The organism is Micromonospora endophytica, from assembly GCF_003236305.1.
In the GTDB taxonomy this organism is placed as follows: Bacteria; Actinomycetota; Actinomycetes; order Mycobacteriales; family Micromonosporaceae; genus Micromonospora; species Micromonospora endophytica.
Genome location: NZ_POTX01000137.1, coordinates 1 through 16,044 on the forward strand (window position 1 = coordinate 1; position 16,044 = coordinate 16,044).

17 protein-coding genes are annotated in these 16,044 nt (G+C 72.2%); 7 read left to right on the top strand and 10 right to left on the bottom strand.

The window, feature by feature from the left end:
- The first annotated feature begins 53 nt into the window (after positions 1–53).
- The 7 genes from C1I93_RS19135 (at position 54) to C1I93_RS19165 (ending at position 6,994) form a co-directional block, all read left to right on the top strand.
- On the top strand, positions 54–812 hold the full coding sequence (locus C1I93_RS19135) for a 2-keto-4-pentenoate hydratase (protein ID WP_111244671.1): 759 nt from the start codon (positions 54–56) through the stop codon (positions 810–812).
- A 95-nt stretch (positions 813–907) separates the two neighbouring features.
- Positions 908–1,801, top strand: coding sequence for an acetaldehyde dehydrogenase (acetylating) (locus C1I93_RS19140; protein WP_249412404.1), 894 nt, complete (start codon positions 908–910; stop codon positions 1,799–1,801).
- A complete protein-coding gene (dmpG, locus tag C1I93_RS19145; RefSeq protein ID WP_111244673.1) occupies positions 1,798–2,823 on the top strand; it encodes a 4-hydroxy-2-oxovalerate aldolase in 1,026 nt (341 codons plus the stop codon). Before C1I93_RS19140 ends, dmpG begins: the two co-directional genes overlap by 4 nt.
- Positions 2,820–3,791 (top strand): DODA-type extradiol aromatic ring-opening family dioxygenase, encoded by a 972-nt coding sequence (locus tag C1I93_RS19150; RefSeq protein WP_111244674.1) that lies wholly within the window; start codon positions 2,820–2,822, stop codon positions 3,789–3,791. The genes dmpG and C1I93_RS19150 overlap by 4 nt, the downstream gene beginning before the upstream one ends.
- Positions 3,788–4,639: an alpha/beta fold hydrolase gene (locus C1I93_RS19155; protein WP_111244675.1), complete on the top strand. Its 852-nt coding sequence runs from the start codon at positions 3,788–3,790 to the stop codon at positions 4,637–4,639. Before C1I93_RS19150 ends, C1I93_RS19155 begins: the two co-directional genes overlap by 4 nt.
- Positions 4,636–5,670, top strand: a complete 1,035-nt coding sequence (locus tag C1I93_RS19160) for an LLM class flavin-dependent oxidoreductase (RefSeq protein WP_111244676.1) — start codon at positions 4,636–4,638, stop codon at positions 5,668–5,670. Before C1I93_RS19155 ends, C1I93_RS19160 begins: the two co-directional genes overlap by 4 nt.
- Positions 5,660–6,994 (top strand): MmgE/PrpD family protein, encoded by a 1,335-nt coding sequence (locus C1I93_RS19165; RefSeq protein WP_111244677.1) that lies wholly within the window; start codon positions 5,660–5,662, stop codon positions 6,992–6,994. Before C1I93_RS19160 ends, C1I93_RS19165 begins: the two co-directional genes overlap by 11 nt.
- 47 nt (positions 6,995–7,041) lie before the next feature.
- On the opposite strand, the gene C1I93_RS19170 is transcribed toward C1I93_RS19165, so the two are convergent.
- The 10 genes from C1I93_RS19170 to C1I93_RS19205 all read right to left on the bottom strand — a co-directional run.
- Complete coding sequence (locus C1I93_RS19170) at positions 7,042–8,355, bottom strand: M20 family metallopeptidase (protein ID WP_111244678.1); 1,314 nt, start codon at positions 8,353–8,355, stop codon at positions 7,042–7,044.
- A complete protein-coding gene (locus C1I93_RS31685; protein ID WP_181445237.1) occupies positions 8,342–8,482 on the bottom strand; it encodes a hypothetical protein in 141 nt (46 codons plus the stop codon). The genes C1I93_RS19170 and C1I93_RS31685 overlap by 14 nt, the downstream gene beginning before the upstream one ends.
- Positions 8,482–9,336: an alpha/beta fold hydrolase gene (locus tag C1I93_RS19175; protein WP_111244679.1), complete on the bottom strand. Its 855-nt coding sequence runs from the start codon at positions 9,334–9,336 to the stop codon at positions 8,482–8,484. Before C1I93_RS19175 ends, C1I93_RS31685 begins: the two co-directional genes overlap by 1 nt.
- Positions 9,326–10,555 (bottom strand): Rieske 2Fe-2S domain-containing protein, encoded by a 1,230-nt coding sequence (locus tag C1I93_RS19180; RefSeq protein ID WP_111244680.1) that lies wholly within the window; start codon positions 10,553–10,555, stop codon positions 9,326–9,328. The genes C1I93_RS19175 and C1I93_RS19180 overlap by 11 nt, the downstream gene beginning before the upstream one ends.
- Before the next feature lie 52 nt (positions 10,556–10,607).
- Entirely contained in the window at positions 10,608–11,564 is a 957-nt protein-coding gene (locus C1I93_RS19185; protein WP_111244681.1) for a PDR/VanB family oxidoreductase, read from the bottom strand.
- 132 nt (positions 11,565–11,696) lie between these two features.
- Positions 11,697–12,500, bottom strand: coding sequence for an alpha/beta fold hydrolase (locus tag C1I93_RS19190; RefSeq protein WP_212808566.1), 804 nt, complete (start codon positions 12,498–12,500; stop codon positions 11,697–11,699).
- A 173-nt stretch (positions 12,501–12,673) separates the two neighbouring features.
- Positions 12,674–13,687, bottom strand: coding sequence for a glycosyltransferase family 2 protein (locus C1I93_RS32590; protein ID WP_420811702.1), 1,014 nt, complete (start codon positions 13,685–13,687; stop codon positions 12,674–12,676).
- Positions 13,651–14,247: a glycosyltransferase gene (locus C1I93_RS32595; RefSeq protein WP_223256203.1), complete on the bottom strand. Its 597-nt coding sequence runs from the start codon at positions 14,245–14,247 to the stop codon at positions 13,651–13,653. Before C1I93_RS32595 ends, C1I93_RS32590 begins: the two co-directional genes overlap by 37 nt.
- On the bottom strand, positions 14,244–14,726 hold the full coding sequence (locus C1I93_RS19200; RefSeq protein ID WP_223256202.1) for a glycosyltransferase family protein: 483 nt from the start codon (positions 14,724–14,726) through the stop codon (positions 14,244–14,246). Before C1I93_RS19200 ends, C1I93_RS32595 begins: the two co-directional genes overlap by 4 nt.
- Before the next feature lie 84 nt (positions 14,727–14,810).
- The coding region (locus C1I93_RS19205) for a hypothetical protein (protein WP_111244685.1) at positions 14,811–16,044 on the bottom strand (1,234 nt) is incomplete at its 5' end.

Sequence of the window (16,044 nt, forward strand, 5' to 3'; positions counted from 1 at the left end):
AAGAGACAGCCCCTGCACCGCCCCCTGACCGCCTTGGCGAAGTCGCCCTCAGCCTGCGCCGGGCGGCGACCACCTCGACACCGGTGCCTGCGGTTCGCGCGGTGCTCGGCGCGACGGACACCCGCGCGGCGTACGAGGTACAGCGCCGCAACGTCGCACACCTGGTAGCGGCCGGCGACCGCGTCGTCGGCCGGAAGATCGGACTCACCTCGACCGCGGTCCAGCGACAACTCGGGGTGAACGAGCCGGACTTCGGCACCCTGCTGGACTCGATGCGGGTGCCGGACGGCGGCACCGTCGACCGGCGCCGCCTGCTGCAACCGAAGGTCGAGGCGGAGATCGCGTTCGAGCTCGCCGCCCCCATCACCGAGGTCCCGGACGATCCCGCGCGCCTGGTGCCACTGATCCGCACCGCCCGGCCGGCGATCGAGATCGTGGACAGCCGGATCGAACGCTGGGACATCACCATCGTCGACACGATCGCCGACAACGCCTCCAGCGGGTTGTTCGTGCTGGGGGACGGCCTGCTGCCGGTCGACCCGCCCGCGCTGGCCGGCGTAGCGATGCGGATGCGGCGCAACGGTGTGCAGGTCTCGACCGGCCGGGGCGCCGACTGCCTGGGCAGCCCGCTGCTGAGCCTGCACTGGCTCGCGACCACGATGGCCGCGCTGGGCGACCCCCTCCAGGCCGGCGACATCGTGCTCAGCGGGGCGCTCGGGCCCATGTGCGCCGTCGAACCAGGAGACACCTTCGCCGCCACGGTCGGCGACACGGACGTCTCCGTGAGCTTCTCGGAAGGAACTCCGTCGTGACACCAGCGGTCAACAGCGAAACGGGGCAACCCGACGGAGCGGATCGGCGGCACAAGGTCGCCGTCATCGGCTCCGGCAACATCGGCACCGACCTGATGATGAAAGTACTGCGCTCGGACGTGCTGCGGATGGGAGCGATGGTCGGGATCGACCCGAACTCCGACGGCCTCGCGCGCGCCGGACGGCTCGGCGTACCCACCACCGCCCTCGGCGTACGCGGGCTGCTCGACCGGCCGGACCTGGCGGAGTTCACTGTCGTGTTCGATGCCACCTCGGCAAAGGCCCACGTGGCGAACTACGCGGCCCTGCGGGAGACCGGACTGCGGGTCGTCGACCTGACGCCGGCGGCCATCGGCCCGCTGGTCGTGCCACCGGTGAATCTGGACCGGTTCGCCGACGCGCCGAACGTCAACATGGTGACCTGCGGTGGACAGGCCACCATTCCGATCGTGGCGGCCGTCAGCGCGGTCGGGCCGGTCCACTACGCGGAGATCGTCGCCTCGATCGCCTCCCGGTCGGCGGGTCCGGGCACCCGGGCCAACATCGACGAGTTCACCCACACCACGAGCCGGGCCATCGAAGTGGTGGGTGGCGCGCGGCGTGGCAAGGCGATCATCGTCCTGAATCCGGCCGAGCCGCCCATGATCATGCGAGACACCGTCTACTGCCTGACCAGCGCCGCGGACGCCGACGAGATCCGGCACTCGATCACGGAGATGGCGCGGCGCGTGCGCGAGTACGTGCCGGGTTACGTCATCAAGCAGGAGATCCAGGTACGCCCGGTCGCCGCCGGCGACCCGCTGCGCGCCCTCGCCGGCGAGGAGGTCGCCGACCTGCACCTCGTCTCGGTGTTCCTGGAGGTGGCGGGCGCCGGCGACTACCTGCCCGCCTACGCCGGCAACCTCGACATCATGACCTCGGCGGCGCTACGGGTCGGGGAGCTGCTGGCCGCCCGGGGACGGGTCGAGACCGAAGGGACGCACCCATGAGCAGCCAGCGCCTGTACCTCCAGGACGTCACTCTCCGCGACGGCATGCACGCGGTCCGCCATCAGTACACGCTGCCGCAGGTACGGGCGATCGCCGCCGCCCTGGACGAGGCGGGCGTCGACGCCATCGAGATCACGCACGGCGACGGCCTCTCCGGCAGCAGCGTCAACTACGGGCCCGGCGCCCACTCCGACCTGGACTGGATCAGCGCGGTGGCCGCCGTCGTCCAGCGGGCGCGAGTCACCGTGCTGCTCCTTCCCGGCATCGGCACGGTCCAGAACCTCGTCGACGCCTGGCACGCCGGCGCGCGCTCCGTCCGGATCGCCACGCACTGCACCGAGGCCGACATCGCCATCCAGCACATCGAGGCCGCCCGGTCGCTCGGGTACGACGTGGCCGGTTTCCTGATGATGGCCCACATGTCGGACCCCACCTCGCTCGCCACCCAGGCGAAGATCATGGAGTCGGCCGGCGCCCACTGTGTCTACATCACCGACTCCGGCGGTCACCTGCTGATGCGGGACGTCCGGGACCGGGTGGATGCCTACCGATCGGTGCTGGACCCGCAGACCGAGGTCGGCATCCACGCGCACCACAACCTGACCCTCGGCGTGGCGAACACCATGGCCGCGGTCGAGGCGGGTGCCGTCCGGGTGGACGCCTCACTGGCCGGTCAGGGCGCCGGTGCCGGCAACTGCCCGATCGAGGCGTTCGTCGCCGTGGCGAACCTGGTCGGGTGGGAGCACGGCGGGCAGTTGGACGCGCTGATGGACGCCGCCGACGATCTCGTCCGGCCCACCCAGGACCGGCCGGTGCGCGTCGACCGGGAGACCCTCTCGCTCGGGTACGCCGGCGCCTACTCCAGCTTCCTGCGGCACGCCGAGAACGCCTCGGCGCGCTACGGCATCGACACCCGACGGCTGCTGGTCGAGGTCGGTCGCCGCAAGCTCGTCGGTGGCCAGGAGGACCTGATCGTCGACATCGCCCTGGAGCTGCTCAAGGAATCAAAGGGGGAGGCATGAGCACTGTCGTCGCGGGGGTCGCCGCGTCACACAGCACGTTGATGAACACCCACTGGGCCGAGGTCGACCACCTGGCGGCGGCCCACCGCTTCCGCGACGGTCTGGCCCAGGCGCGGGCGTTCGTGGCCGCGCAGCGGCCCGACGCGATAGTCGTCATCGGCTCGAACCACTTCCGTGGCCTCTTCCTCGACCTCATGCCCGCCGTCACGATCGGAGTCGCCGAGGTGCAGGGCGCCGGCGAGGCCGGCACGCCCGAGGGGCCGCTGCCGGTCGACCGGGAACTCGCCAAGACGCTCGTCGACGGCCTGATCGACGACGGGTTCGATCCCGCCTTCTCGCTCCGGCTGACGGTCGACCACGGCATCACCCACAGCCTGCAACACCTCGTACCGGGTCTCGACGTCCCGATCGTCCCGGTGGTCGTGAACATGTTCGCGCCGCCACTGATCTCGCTGCCCCGGGCGTACGCGCTGGGCGCGTCCATCGGTCGGGCGGTCGCGGCGGACAGCACGGACAAACGGGTGCTCGTGCTCGCCTCCGGTGGCCTGTCCCATCGACTTCCCTGGCCGGACTGGTCCCGCACGCTCTCCGACGACGACCGCTTCCTGGTCGAGGCATGGCTGAACGGCCGGCAGCAGTGGCGCGAGTACGAGGTCCGCCGACGCCAGATCATCCGGGCCGCCCAGCCGGACATCAACGCCGACTTCGATCGCGAGTTCCTCGCCCAGTTCGAGTCCGGCGACCTGAGCCGAACGCTCGCGCTGAGCAACGACGAACTCGAGAAAGTCGCCGGCAACGGCGCCCAGGAACTGCGTTCCTGGATCGCCATGACGGCCGCCGTCGGCGCCGGCCGGGGCCGGACCCTGGCGTACGAACCGATCGACGAATGGCTGACCGGGATGGGTGTCGCGGTCTTCGAGCCGATCCCGACCAGCACAGATCAGCACGTGGAAGGTAGGAGACGATGACCATCTGGACCGAACTCGCAGGTGTGGAGTTCACCCTCACCCGGGTCGACGCGGGTGGGCTCAGCACCCGCACGCTGGTGGCTGGCACCGGTGAACCCGTCATCATGCTGCACGGCACGAGCGGTCATCTGGAGGCCTTCGTACGCAACATCGCCGTGCTCTCCGAGCATGTGGCCTGCCACGCGATCGACATGATGGGACACGGCTACACCGACGGTCCCGATCACCCGTACCGGATTCCCGGCTACGTGCGGCACGTCCTGGACTACCTGGACGTGATGGGCATCGACCGGGCGCACTTCATCGGTGAGTCGCTCGGTGGCTGGGTGTCCGGCCGGCTGGCCGCCGACCATCCCGACCGGGTCCGCAGCCTCACCCTGGTGGCCCCCGGCGGCACCGTCGCCAACCCGGAGGTGATGAACCGCATCAAGACCAGCACCCGGCGGGCCGTGCTCAATGACGACATCGAGCTGACCCGCCAGCGGCTGCGGCTGTTGATGCACGACCCCGCCAACGCGACCGAGGAACTGGTCGAGGTCCGGCACGCGATCTACCACCGGCCCGAGTTCGTCGCCCGGCTGGACCACCTGCTCTGCCTGCAGGAGATGGAGAACCGCCGCCCGGACCTGCTCAGCACCGAGCAGATGGCCCGTATCTCCGCACCCACCCGGATCGTGTGGGGCGCGGAGAACCCGTTCGGCGACGTCCCGGAGGCCAACGCCATGCAGCGGGCGATCCCCGGATCGACCCTGACGATCTACCCGCAGTGTGGTCACTGGCCGCAGCACGAGCACGCCGAGCGGTTCAACGACGAGACGTTGAAGTTCCTGAGCGGAGTACGCGGGTGACCGCCGGCCCGCGCATCGGCATCCGGGTGCCACCGTGCCGGCCCGCCGCCGAGGTGGGCGACTTCGCCGCCGAGGTGGAGCGACTCGGCTACGACGATCTCTACGTGCCCGACTCACAACTGCTGTGGCGCGACGGTTACCTCAGCCTGCTCGCCGCGGCGCTGCGGACCTCGCGGATCGGCCTGGGCACGGCGGTGACGAACGTGGTCACCCGGCACCCCAGCGTGGTCGCCTCGGCCGCGCGGACCGTGGCGGAGGCCGCCGGGGGCCGCTTCCGGCTCGGACTGGGGGTGGGCAACAGCTCGGTCGAGCCGGTGGGCCTGGCCCCGAGCCGGCAGGCCGAGTTGCGCGACGGCATCGACGCGATCCGGGGCCTGCTCTCGGGCAAGGAGGTCAGCTTCAACGGGGTGCCGGGGCAGCTGCGCGATCCGTACCCCGCGATCCCGATCAACGTCGCGGCGAGCGGGCCGCGCAACCTCCGCTTCGCCGGCGAGGTCGCCGACGGCGTGATCCTGCTCAGCGGGGTCGCTCCGGTGCTGCTGGAGCGGAGCGTCAACCTGGTCCGCCAGGGTGCGGAGGCGGCCGGACGTGATCCGGACAGCATCCAGATCATCGTCGCCGCCCACGCCATGGTCACCGACGACCTGGAACGCGACGCCCGGATTCTCAAGCCGGTGTGCGCCGGCATCGCCCAGAAGGGCGGGCAGAGCGCACTGTCCACCGCCGGCATCGAGATCGACGTGCCCGCGCGGGTGCCCGACGTCTATCCCGACCTCATTCACGCCGAGGACTGGGAACTCGCCGTAACCCGGTGCTCGGAGTGGGTGAGTGACGCCGACGCCGTGGCGTTCGCCCGGACGTTCTGCCTCTTCGGCACCGCCGACGAGATCGTGGCGGGAATCGACGCGGCGCAGCGACTCGGTGCCACCGGCATCTTCCTGCAGCACGTGGGCTCCTACGACTTTCCCGAGCAATTGGCCTCGGACGTGGCCGCTAAGGTCCTTCCCCGCCTGGCCGCCGATGGGCACTGACCAGCACGACGGCGACGGGCCCTACCTGCGCCGGCTGGCCCGGCTGGCGCAGGACCCTCACCGGGAGACCGGCCGGTGGCATCCCCGCGCCATGGCGGAGGTTATCGACGCGGTGGGGTGTGTCCTGCGGGGCGCCTCCCATCCGATGGTGCGCCGGGTCGCGGCCGGTCTCGCCGGCCAGCACGACGGTCACCGGCCGGGTGGGCCGTTTCGTGGCCTGGTCACCCCGGCCGGGGCGCCGCTCGACCAGGCGGTGCTCCTCGACTCCCTCGCCTGCCACGTCGACGAGTTCGACAGCCTTCATCCGGCCTCCGCCACGGTGCCCGCCGCCGTGGTCGTCCCGACCGCGCTTGTCGTGGCCGCCTCGCTCGGCGCCTCCGGTCCCCGGCTGCTCGACGCCGTCGGGTACGGGTACGACGTCCTCACCTCGGTGGCCCAGCGCTTCGGCGCGGCTGGCCTGTACGCCCGCTCCTGGTGGCCGACGTCGACGTTCGGCGCCCTCGGGGCCGCCGCGGCCGCGGGTCACCTGCTCGCGTTGGACGACGACGCCCTGACCCACGCCCTCGGCATCGCCGCCTCCGCCGCCGGGGGCCTGCTCTCCGGCGACCGGTTCGGCGAGGGCCACTATCTGAGCGCGGCGCAGGCCGCGGCGTACGGTGCCCAGGCGGCGTGGCGCGCCCAGGCGGGGATGACGGCCTCGTGGACCCTGCTGGACGCGCCGGCGTCGCGCGCCTTCGGCACCCCGGACGACCCGGCTGCGGCGCCCCGGCAGGGCAGCGTCGCCGAGTGCGTGGTCAAGTGGTACCCCTGCGCCCGGCCCCTGCACGGGGTGATCGAAGGGCTGGTGGAGCTGCGCCGGGCCGGATTCGACCTCACCGCGCTCGCCGAGGTGGAGATCGCCATCCACAGCCATCTGCTGCGCTTCGTGACCGCCGAGAGTGAGGTCGACGGCCCCACCGAAGCCGCCGCCAGCGCGGTGTTCGCCGTCTGCGCCGCCGCCGTCGGTCGCGAGAGCGATCCGGGCTTCTTCCGCGCGGCGCGGGCGACCTGGCCCGGTCGGGTGCCGGTGGTCCGCTTGGTCGCCAGCCCCGACGACGCCTTCACCTGGGACAGCCGGCTGTCCGGCAGGTCGGCCACCGGCCAGGCGTTCGAGGTGGTGGGCAGGCCGAACACGAGCGAGGCACCGCCCCGACTGCGCGAGAAGTTCCTGACCAACGCCACCGCCGGTGCGCTGTCGGCGACCGAGGCCGCCGAGTTGCTGGCGACGCTGTCGAACCTCACCGCGGTACGCGACGTCGCCACCCTGTTGCCGCCCGCCAGCTAACCGTCCCCCGGCACCGGTCGGTGCCGGGGGACGTCGCCGGTCGGGTCCTACCCGGGCGGCGGCAGCGCGCAGATGTCCAACGCGGTACGGACCACGTGCCGGGCCAGCCGCTGCATCTCCCGGATGTCCACCACGTTCATGCCGGCGGGAAAGTCCAGCGGCAGCGGGGCGTCGGGGCCGATCCGGTCCATGCCGATCCGGGCCGTCGGCACTCCCCTGCCCCGCAGGATGTTCGCGTCGGTGGCACCGCTGTTGTGCAGGATCGGTTCGTGTGCCCGTCCCGTCTCGTGCTCCCAGGCGCGCACGGCCGCGGTCACGATCCGCTCGTCCGGGTCGGTCCGGGTGCCGGGGATCGACAGCACCATCTCCCACGACACGTCCAGGTCGGGGTGGGCGGCACGGATCCGCTCGATGGCCGCGGCGAACTCGCGGCGCACCGCGTTGGGCGGCGCGTCCGGGGTGATCCGTAGATCCACCATGAGCCGGGCCTGGCTCGGTGACACGGCGGGCAGATGCGGCCATCCGGACCGGATGGATCCGATGTTGCCCTGCGGTGCCAGCGTCCCCCCGGTGTGGGCGGCGCTGTACTCCAGAAACCACTCTTCGAGTCCGGCGACGACCTTGCCGGCCTGGACGATCGGATTGACGTACCGCATCCGGTGCCGGCTGCCGACGTAGCCGAAGGTGCCCTGCACCACCACCTCGAACCAGCACAGCCCGACCTCCTCCCAGGAGACCGTCCAGCCGGGCTTGGTGATCAGGGCGTAGTCCGGGTACACGCCCTGCTCCAGCAGGAAGGAGCAGCCCACGCCCTGACCGGCGTTCTCGCGGGTGACATGCGGCGCGGCCCGCCGGTTGGTCGGCATCCCGCCGGCACCGAGCCCGAGCCACAGGTCGCCCGCGAGCGGGATGCCGGCGGCCCGGACCGCCTCGACGGCGGCCATCACCACCGCGGCGTGGCCCTTGGGATTGCTCGCGCCCAGGCCGATGACGTGATCGCCGTTCACCACGGCGGACGGCCGCATGTCGGGCCGCAGCGTCGCGGCCGCCCAAGGCTCGTCCTCCTCGGGGTTGCCGGTGGTCAACGTGTCGATCGGCGCGTACAGGAGCAGGGACCTGCCGCTGGCGCGGCCCGGCACCCGGGCGACCGCGTTGGCCTGGGTGGCGTCGATCGGCTGCACCCGGGCGTCGACGCCGGCGGCGGTCAGATGCTCCACCGCCCAGGTGGCCACCGCGCGTTCCTCTCCGGTGGGGCTGGCGATGTCCACCAGGCCGACCACGATCTCGCGGAGCAGGTCGGGTGTGATGTGCGCGCAGACCTCGCGGGTCAACAGCTCCAGCGCCTGCTCACGATCGTCCACGTGGCGCCTCCCGGCGGACCGTGGTGCCCGTCGCGTGCAGGAAGAACTTGTCGAGCGCGCCGCTGAGCAGCAACACGGCGGCTCCCACGACGGTGGCCGCCACGACGGTCCTCGGCTTGATCCTCATCAGGTGTCCCCCTTGGTGGCGTCTCGGGTCAGGAACTCGCGCACCAGTCGGGCGTACACCGACGGGCGCTCCTCCTGCGGGTGATGGGCCGTGCCGGCCAGCACCGCGACGTCCGCGCGGCGCATCGCCGCCGCGACGTCGAGGGCGTACGCGGGCGGCGCGAACGGATCCTGGGCGCCCCAGACCCACAGCACGTCGTGCGGTATCTCGGCGAGCCGGTCGGAGAGCTCCTGTGCCTCGCCCCGCCCCGATCCGTCGGCCACCGCCAGGGCCCACGGGGTCGTGCTGGCGGCGTACCGCTCCCGCACGGTGCTGGCCGGGATGGCGCCGGCATCGCACCATTCCAGCCGGGCGAGCAGTTCGCGCATCTTCTCCTCACTCGGCCCGGTGCCGCCGTAGTAGACCCGGCGGGCCTCGGCACCCAGCGCCGGGTTGGCGCTGGGGTGTGCCACCGGCTGGCTGGCCGTCACCACGATCCGGTCGAGCCGGTCGGGGGCCAGCGCCGCGAGGTTGAGCGCCACCGATCCGCCCAGCGACTGCGCCACGACGTGGGCGCGTCCGATGGAGAGTTCGTCGAGCAGCGACAGCAGGCAGGAGGCGTGGAAGTCGAGGGCGGGGCCGTCGATGGCCTCCGCCGCCGACGCGCCGTACTGGGCCAGGTCCACGAAGAGGTGCCGCCAGCCCGGTCCGAGTCGCCGGGCCACCTCGCGGAAGTCCAGCCAGCTCGTGCACCCCGGCCCGCCGCCGTGCAGGTAGACCAGGACCGGACCGTCGCCGAGCGCCTGGTACGCGAGCGGCGTCACCGCGCCCGCGTACCGGGTCTCGGGTTTCCGGTCGGTCGCCTCAGCCGGCATCGGGGGTCCGGTTCTTGGCCCCGGGCGTCCGGTCGACCTGCACCTCGGGCTTGGCCTGTTCGATGTGCCGACGCCAGGCGGTGAGGGAGAGGTCCGGGCGGTAGAGCTTCTCCGGCGGGGCGTCCATCACGTCGACCATCCAGGCGTCCTGCGCCGTGAACTGGCCGTGGAACAGCCAGCGGATCGCGCCGAGGTACTTCGCCTTGAAGGCCGCGGCTTTGGCACCCGTCTCGAACCGGACCATGATCTGCACGTAGCGCACCTGGTGCTCATTCACCGGCACGTACCACTCGTAGTGGATGAACTGCGGATAGGCGACCCGCAGGAGTCCCGGGAGCCGGATCGAGACGAATCCCGGCAGGTCCATGCTCCGGATGACCGGATTCACCTCGCCCTTGCTCTTGCCCGGGGCGTCCGGCAGCGGCATCCGCTTCCACCAGCGACGGTTGGTCCAGGTGCCCAGGCCCGGGAACTCGGCCTCCCAGTGGACCTCGTCCTGGACCCGGATCAGCCATCCGTCCTGCTCCACGATCCGGGTCTTGTTCCAGGCCGGCATCACCTTGAACAGTCGCCAGAAGGCCGTGTTGTGCAGGTACTTCGCGTGGCCTTCGTCGAACCCGTTCTCCGCCGCGAAGCGCCAGTTCCCCTCGCGGATCTCCAAGCGGCCACCCATGACGAACTCGTTGTCGAGCAGTTCGCGGGGGATGTCCCGCTCGACCGGCGGCGGATCGCCGTCGCCGACGTACACCCAGACCAGTCCCAGCCGCTGCTCGACCGGGTACGTCGAGACGCTGACCTTGTTGTTGATCGGCGAGTCCGGCCCGTCGGTGAGCGCGCCGCACATCAGACCGTTGTCCAGCCGGTAGGTCCAGCCGTGGTACGGGCAGCTGATGGTTCCCTCGTACTGTCGACGCCCCAGGGACAGCGGCACGCCGCGGTGCGGGCAGCGGTCGTGCAGCGCGTAGATCTGCTCCTTCTCCCGGACCAGGACGATCCGCTCGCCCAGGAGCTGGATCGGGACCGGCTTGCGGCCCACCTGCTCCGCCCACTGCACCGGGTACCAGTAGTTGCGGAAGCCCAGTGTCGCGGCCTCGTAGACCGGCCAGGCACGCCAGTCGTTGCCGTGCGGCTGCGGCGGCCGATCGGCTGCGGAGGTACGCGGACGTGGTGGCCGGCGCTTGGTCAGCGGCGCATCCGGCACAGGCTCGGTGGCGGTCATGTGGTTTCCTCCTGAACGTTTCGCCGGCGGCCGGGACCGCACATGTCCGGCATCAGATGTCGAGCACGAGTTCGGGGGTTCTGGCCCGGGAGACACAGACCGCCAGGCTCGTGGTGTCGTCCAGCTCCGCGCCCGAGCGGATCGAGTCCCGGTGGTCGGGGGTGCCGGCGAGAACAGCCACCTCGCACGAGCCGCACACGCCGTCGCGACAGGCGTTGGCGACACCGACACCTGCCGCTTCGAGCGCGTCCAGGATGCTCTCCGCGGCGGACACCTCAAGGGTCAGCTGCGAGCGGGCACAGGTCACCGTCACCGGTGCGGAGGAGAGCGCGGAGAGGTCCCGGGCGGTGAACCGTTCGAAGTTGACCGCGTCCGTGGGCCAGGTGGCGCAGCGCGACTCGACGGCGGCGATCAGCCCGGCCGGGCCGCAGCAGTAGACCGCCAGTCCGTCGTCGTTCGCCGCCAGCGCCGTGTCCAGGTCGAGCAGGCCCTGCTCGTCCTCGGGCCAGACCAGCACCCGGTCGCCGTACCCGCGCAGCCGCTCGAGGAAGGCCATGGAACGCCGGCTCCGGCCGCCGTACACCAGCCGCCAGGGGGCGCCACGGCGGTCGGCTTCCCTGATCATCGGCAGGATCGGGGTGATCCCGATGCCGCCGGCGATGAAGAGGTACTCCTTGGCCGGCCGGAGCGCGAAGTGGTTGCGGGGGCCGCCCACCTCCACCCGATCACCGGGGCGCAGCAGCCGGTGGATGTACTCCGAGCCGCCTCGGCTGTCCGGTGCCTGCAACACCGCCACCACGTACCGGCTGCGGTCATCGGGATCACCGCACAACGAGTACTGGCGGACCACCTCGGGCAGCCACAGGTCGACGTGCGCCCCGGGTGTCCACTCGGGCAGCCGACCGCCGTCCGGATCGACAAGCACCAGGGTGAGCACGCCCTCGGCCTCGACCGTCATCGACTCGACCCGCAGGTCGAGAACGCCGTCACCCTCGTCGTACACGCTCATCTCATCTCTTCTTCGCTGCGTCGCCGCTCGGGCCGGCGAGACTGGCCGGTCCCCGTGGTCGGGCACCCCCGACCCGATCCGTACTTTGTACGGTACGACATAAGGGTAGCTCAGGGAAGGGGTCAGCCGGCTTCACGATCCGGCCGGGGCCAGCGTGCGCACGAACTCCAGCACCGTCGCGGCAAAGTCCTCGGGATGATGGTCGACGGACGGCACCCCGGTCCCCGGCAACGTCCGACGGTCCGCCCCCGCGATGGCGGCCACCAGGCGCGGGACATCCGGCATGGAGAAGTCGTCCTGCTCACCGCAGACCACCAGGGTGGGCGCCACCACCAGCGAGATCCGGTCCTCCATCCGGTAGGCGTTGACCGCCAGGTGCCCCTCCTCGGCGCGGTCGATGACCCGGCAGGCATCGGCCACGAGGCGGCTGAGCAGGTCGGGCCGATCCGCCGGATAGTAGGGGCGGCGACGGTTCCACAACGTCGTCAGGTGACTGCCGTCCGCCACCACGTCGACGTGGTCGATGGGCGGCCGACTGGTGGCCACCTGGTGCCTGCGGGCCTCGTCCACGTACGGCGTTCCGGACAAGACCAGGCCCGCCACGGCCGATCCACGTCGGGCCGCGACCTCCAGGGCCACCACGCCTCCGGTGTGATGACCGACGAGAACCGGACGCTCCAGGCCGAGAGCGTCGATCACATCCTCGACGCCGTCCGCGAACAGCTCCACCGTCTGCCGCTGCGCGAGCCGCGCGGAGGCGCCGTAGCCGACCGTGTCCATCGCGATCGCCCGAGCCTGCCGCCCCACGATGGGCAGCACGTCACGGTACTCGTCCCAGGAACGGGGCGTCTGATGCAGAAAGAGGACGGGCTGGCCGTGGCCCTCCTCGACCACATGCAGTTGCCCGAAGCGGGAGTCGACATAGCCTTTTCTCACGTCACACCCCTCGACCCGGCTCCCGCCGGCACCGGTGACCACCCTCGGCCAGCCGGCCGTCCCAGGCGGAGCAGATTTTCGTACGGCGACCCGTACCATGTACGGCACATCGTCACTGACGAGGGTGAACGTGTCAACACCCGCCGCAGGTGCGGTGCGGACGCGACGGACGGTCAGATGCCCCGGCCCCGGCGGTGCAGGGCGCGCAGCACCGTGTCGGGGCGGACCATCCCCCCGGCCACGGCCAGCGCCAGATAGGCCCGCCGTTCGCGCGGGTTGCCGCGGATGGTGCGCCGCGCCCAGCGCAGCGCGTCCCGCCGATCACCGCCGGCGGCCCGGGCGAAGGCGATCTGCCCGGCGACCCTTGCGTGTCCCGTCGGCTGGGTGGCGAACTCCGGATGGCGCGCCAGCAACCACTGCAACGCCGCCGCGATGGTGTCCCACCGCCGTGCGAAGTACGACCGCTGGTGCCAACGCACCAGCACGTACGCGGTGCGCAGGTTGGCCAGTGGCGCGGCCCGGGCGGCCCGGAGCAGGAAGTCGTAGTCCTCGGCGTAGCCGCCCGGGATCTCCTCGTCGACCAGGCCGAACCCGTCCCGCAGCGCGGTGGCCCGGTGGACCAGGAACGTCGACGGGTGCAGTTCGGTCATCCGGTCCCGGAGCAGGTCGACCAGGTTGATCGAGTCGCGGTCCAGCACCCGCTCGACGGTGTGCCCGTCGTAGCTGACCCGGATGCCGCAGCTGACGAAGGCGGCACCGGACGCGGTCAGGGCGTCGACCTGGGCGCGCAGCTTGCCCGGCAGCCACTCGTCGTCGTCGTCGCAGAAGGCGATCAGCTCGCCGGTGGCGGCCAGGGTGCCGCTGTTGCGGGCCCCGGCCAGGCCGGGGGTGCGGGTGTTGGTGAGCACCCGCACCGACCGGTCCGGACCGGTCGGTGCCGGGACGCCGGCCGGACCGGGTGCCCCGGCAACGGCCGGGGCACCGCCGAGCCCCGGCAACGGGGTCCGGCCCGGTGTGCACTGGTCGTACACCACGAGCACCTCGATCTGGCCGGGGTAGTCCTGGGTCACCGCCGCCCGGATCGCCGCCGACAGCGACACCGGCCGATCGTCCCGGGTGGGCACCACCACGCTCACGCTCGGATACCGGCTCACCGCGGCCACCGTGCCCGTGCCGGCAGCCACCAGGGGCGGTGTCGGCGGCGCGCGGTCGCGACCAGCTCCTCGACGATGAGGCCGACCCGTCGGGCGGCGGCCCGTTGCCTGTCGACCGCCTCGACGTCCCTGCTCACCGTGAACCGTCCCCGGTCGGCCAGCCCGGCGGCGAGGGCCGCCAGCAGCTCCGACCGGGACTCGCAGAGCGAGATCAGTCCGGCCGCGCCGAGCCGGCGGGTGAAGAGCTGCTGGTGGTCGTCGACGTGCTCGCCGTACGCCGGGTCCCGGGGCACCACGATCGGCAGGTGCCCGTGCCGGCGGGCCTCCAGGATGGTGGCCGGGCCGCCGTGGCACACCACCAGGTCGGCCTGGTCCATCGCCTTCTGCAGCTCGGCGTGGCCGAGGAACGGCACCGCGTCCGGCAGGTCCACGACCGGGGTGTAGCCGTGTTGGACGGTCAACTCGACCTCGCCGGCCACCTCGGCGTACCACTGGCCCAGCCAGCCGATCAGCCGGTGGAAGGGATGCTGGTCGGCACCCACCGCCACCAGCACCTGGCATCGCCCGCCGACGGGTGGGTAGGAGGCGCTCACAGCAGCGGCCCAACCACTGTGGCCTGCGGATACTGCCGGCGCTGCTCCTCCCACTGCACGAGCATCACCGACAGGAAAGGGCGACACAACCGCGCGGTGAGCGTCGGAGTGTCGATCCGGTCGTAGACCTCGATGTAGACGGTGGGGATGCCGCACAGCCGGGCGAACACGACGAACGGGACGGCCAGGCCCGCGCCGGTGGTGACCACCGCGGCGACCCGCCGACGGCGTAACACCCGGGCCGCCAGCACCGCGTTGCGCAGCAGGTTGCGCAGGCTGCGGGTGGTCGGATGATGGGCTGACACCATCTCCTCACCGGCCAGCAGCGACACCGCGTCCGGCGTGTCGAACGTGACGAAGCAGCGCCGCCATCTCTCGTACCAGGGCCGCAGCGCCAGCAGTTGGGCGAGATGCCCACCGCTGGAGCCGACCAGCAGCAGCAGCGGCGGTTCGCCGGGCCCCCTGTTCCTCGTATCCACGCGACTCCCCACACAGTCCACTCGGATTTCGATCTGTCCGTCGCCAGTCATCACGCCCATCGCGCTCCGGGAGGTGCGCCCCGATCACCCGCCCGTCTGCTGCGCGACGACGTCCAGCAGCGCAGGATGCAGCCGCGGGTTCCAGCCCGCACCGGCGTCGGCCAGCCGCCAGGTGCGCAACCAGAGCTCCACCAGGTACGCGTCGCGCACCAGCCGTTGCCGCGCCGGGTCCAGCCCGAGCTGCCCGCCGTGCCGGGCCAGCGCCGCAGTGGTCCGGCTGACCGCCGCGGCGACCGGGGCAGCACTGCCCACCACCGCCCGGTGGAAGGCGTCGTGGGCCAGGTCGAAGCCGACGGGCACGTCCGGGCCGCTGTGTTCCCAGTCCCAGGCGACCAGGTCACCGCCGTGCCGGCCGAGGTTCCACGGCACCCAGTCGCCGTGCCAGTAGCCGAACTCGACAGTGACGTCGCCGTGCCGGCGGGCCAGCGCCGCGACGGCCCGTACCGCCCGCGCCCCGTCCGGGACCGTGGCGGCGGCCCGCCGCGCCTGCGCGGTCAGCCGGGCCAGGAAGGGCGAGCCGGCCAGCGGCCGGGATGCGGCCGGTGGCCGGTGCCGGCGGGCCACCGCGAGCAGCGCCGCCGGATCGGTCGCCGCGCCCGCCGGCAGGCGTCGGGTCGCCGCGGGCAGCGGTGCGACCACCGCGATCGCCCGATCTCCCATGGTGGTCTGAGCAAGCAGGCGGGGGGTACGCGGATGACCGGCGCTGCCGGCCACCCCGGCCAGCGCCCGCAGCGCCGCCGCCTCCGCGGTGACGAGCGTCCGGGTCGCCGGATTCCAGCCGACCTTGGCGTATCCGCGCGGTCGGCCGGCACCGTCGAAGAGTTGGAGAGTCGGTTTGTGGTTCGGGTCAGGTGGCCGGATTCCGCAGGCCGCGTACCGTACGTCGGCACCGAGCAGGGTGGCGAGCCGGTCGACCAGGAGCGTCTCGGTCGGATCGAGTCCGGCCGGAACAGCCACGGTGAGCACCGGAAACGGCACCCGGTCCAGCACGCCCACCCGGGCCGCGACACCGAGCACGGCGCGGGTCGCGCGGGTCGCCGCCGGCCGCAGCGCGTTGTACGCCAGCAACGCCGCCGCCGTGACCCGGGGCGCCCCGAGCGGCAACAGGAAACGCGCCCGGTCCACCGACGGGACGACCGCGTACCGCGCCGCGACGGCGTACCCCGGCGGCGGCTCGCCCCCGACGGTGAGCGCGACCCGCTCGTCGGCGAAGAGCGCCCGGCTCACCCAGCCCAGCCCGTCGGGGCGGGAGCGGGGG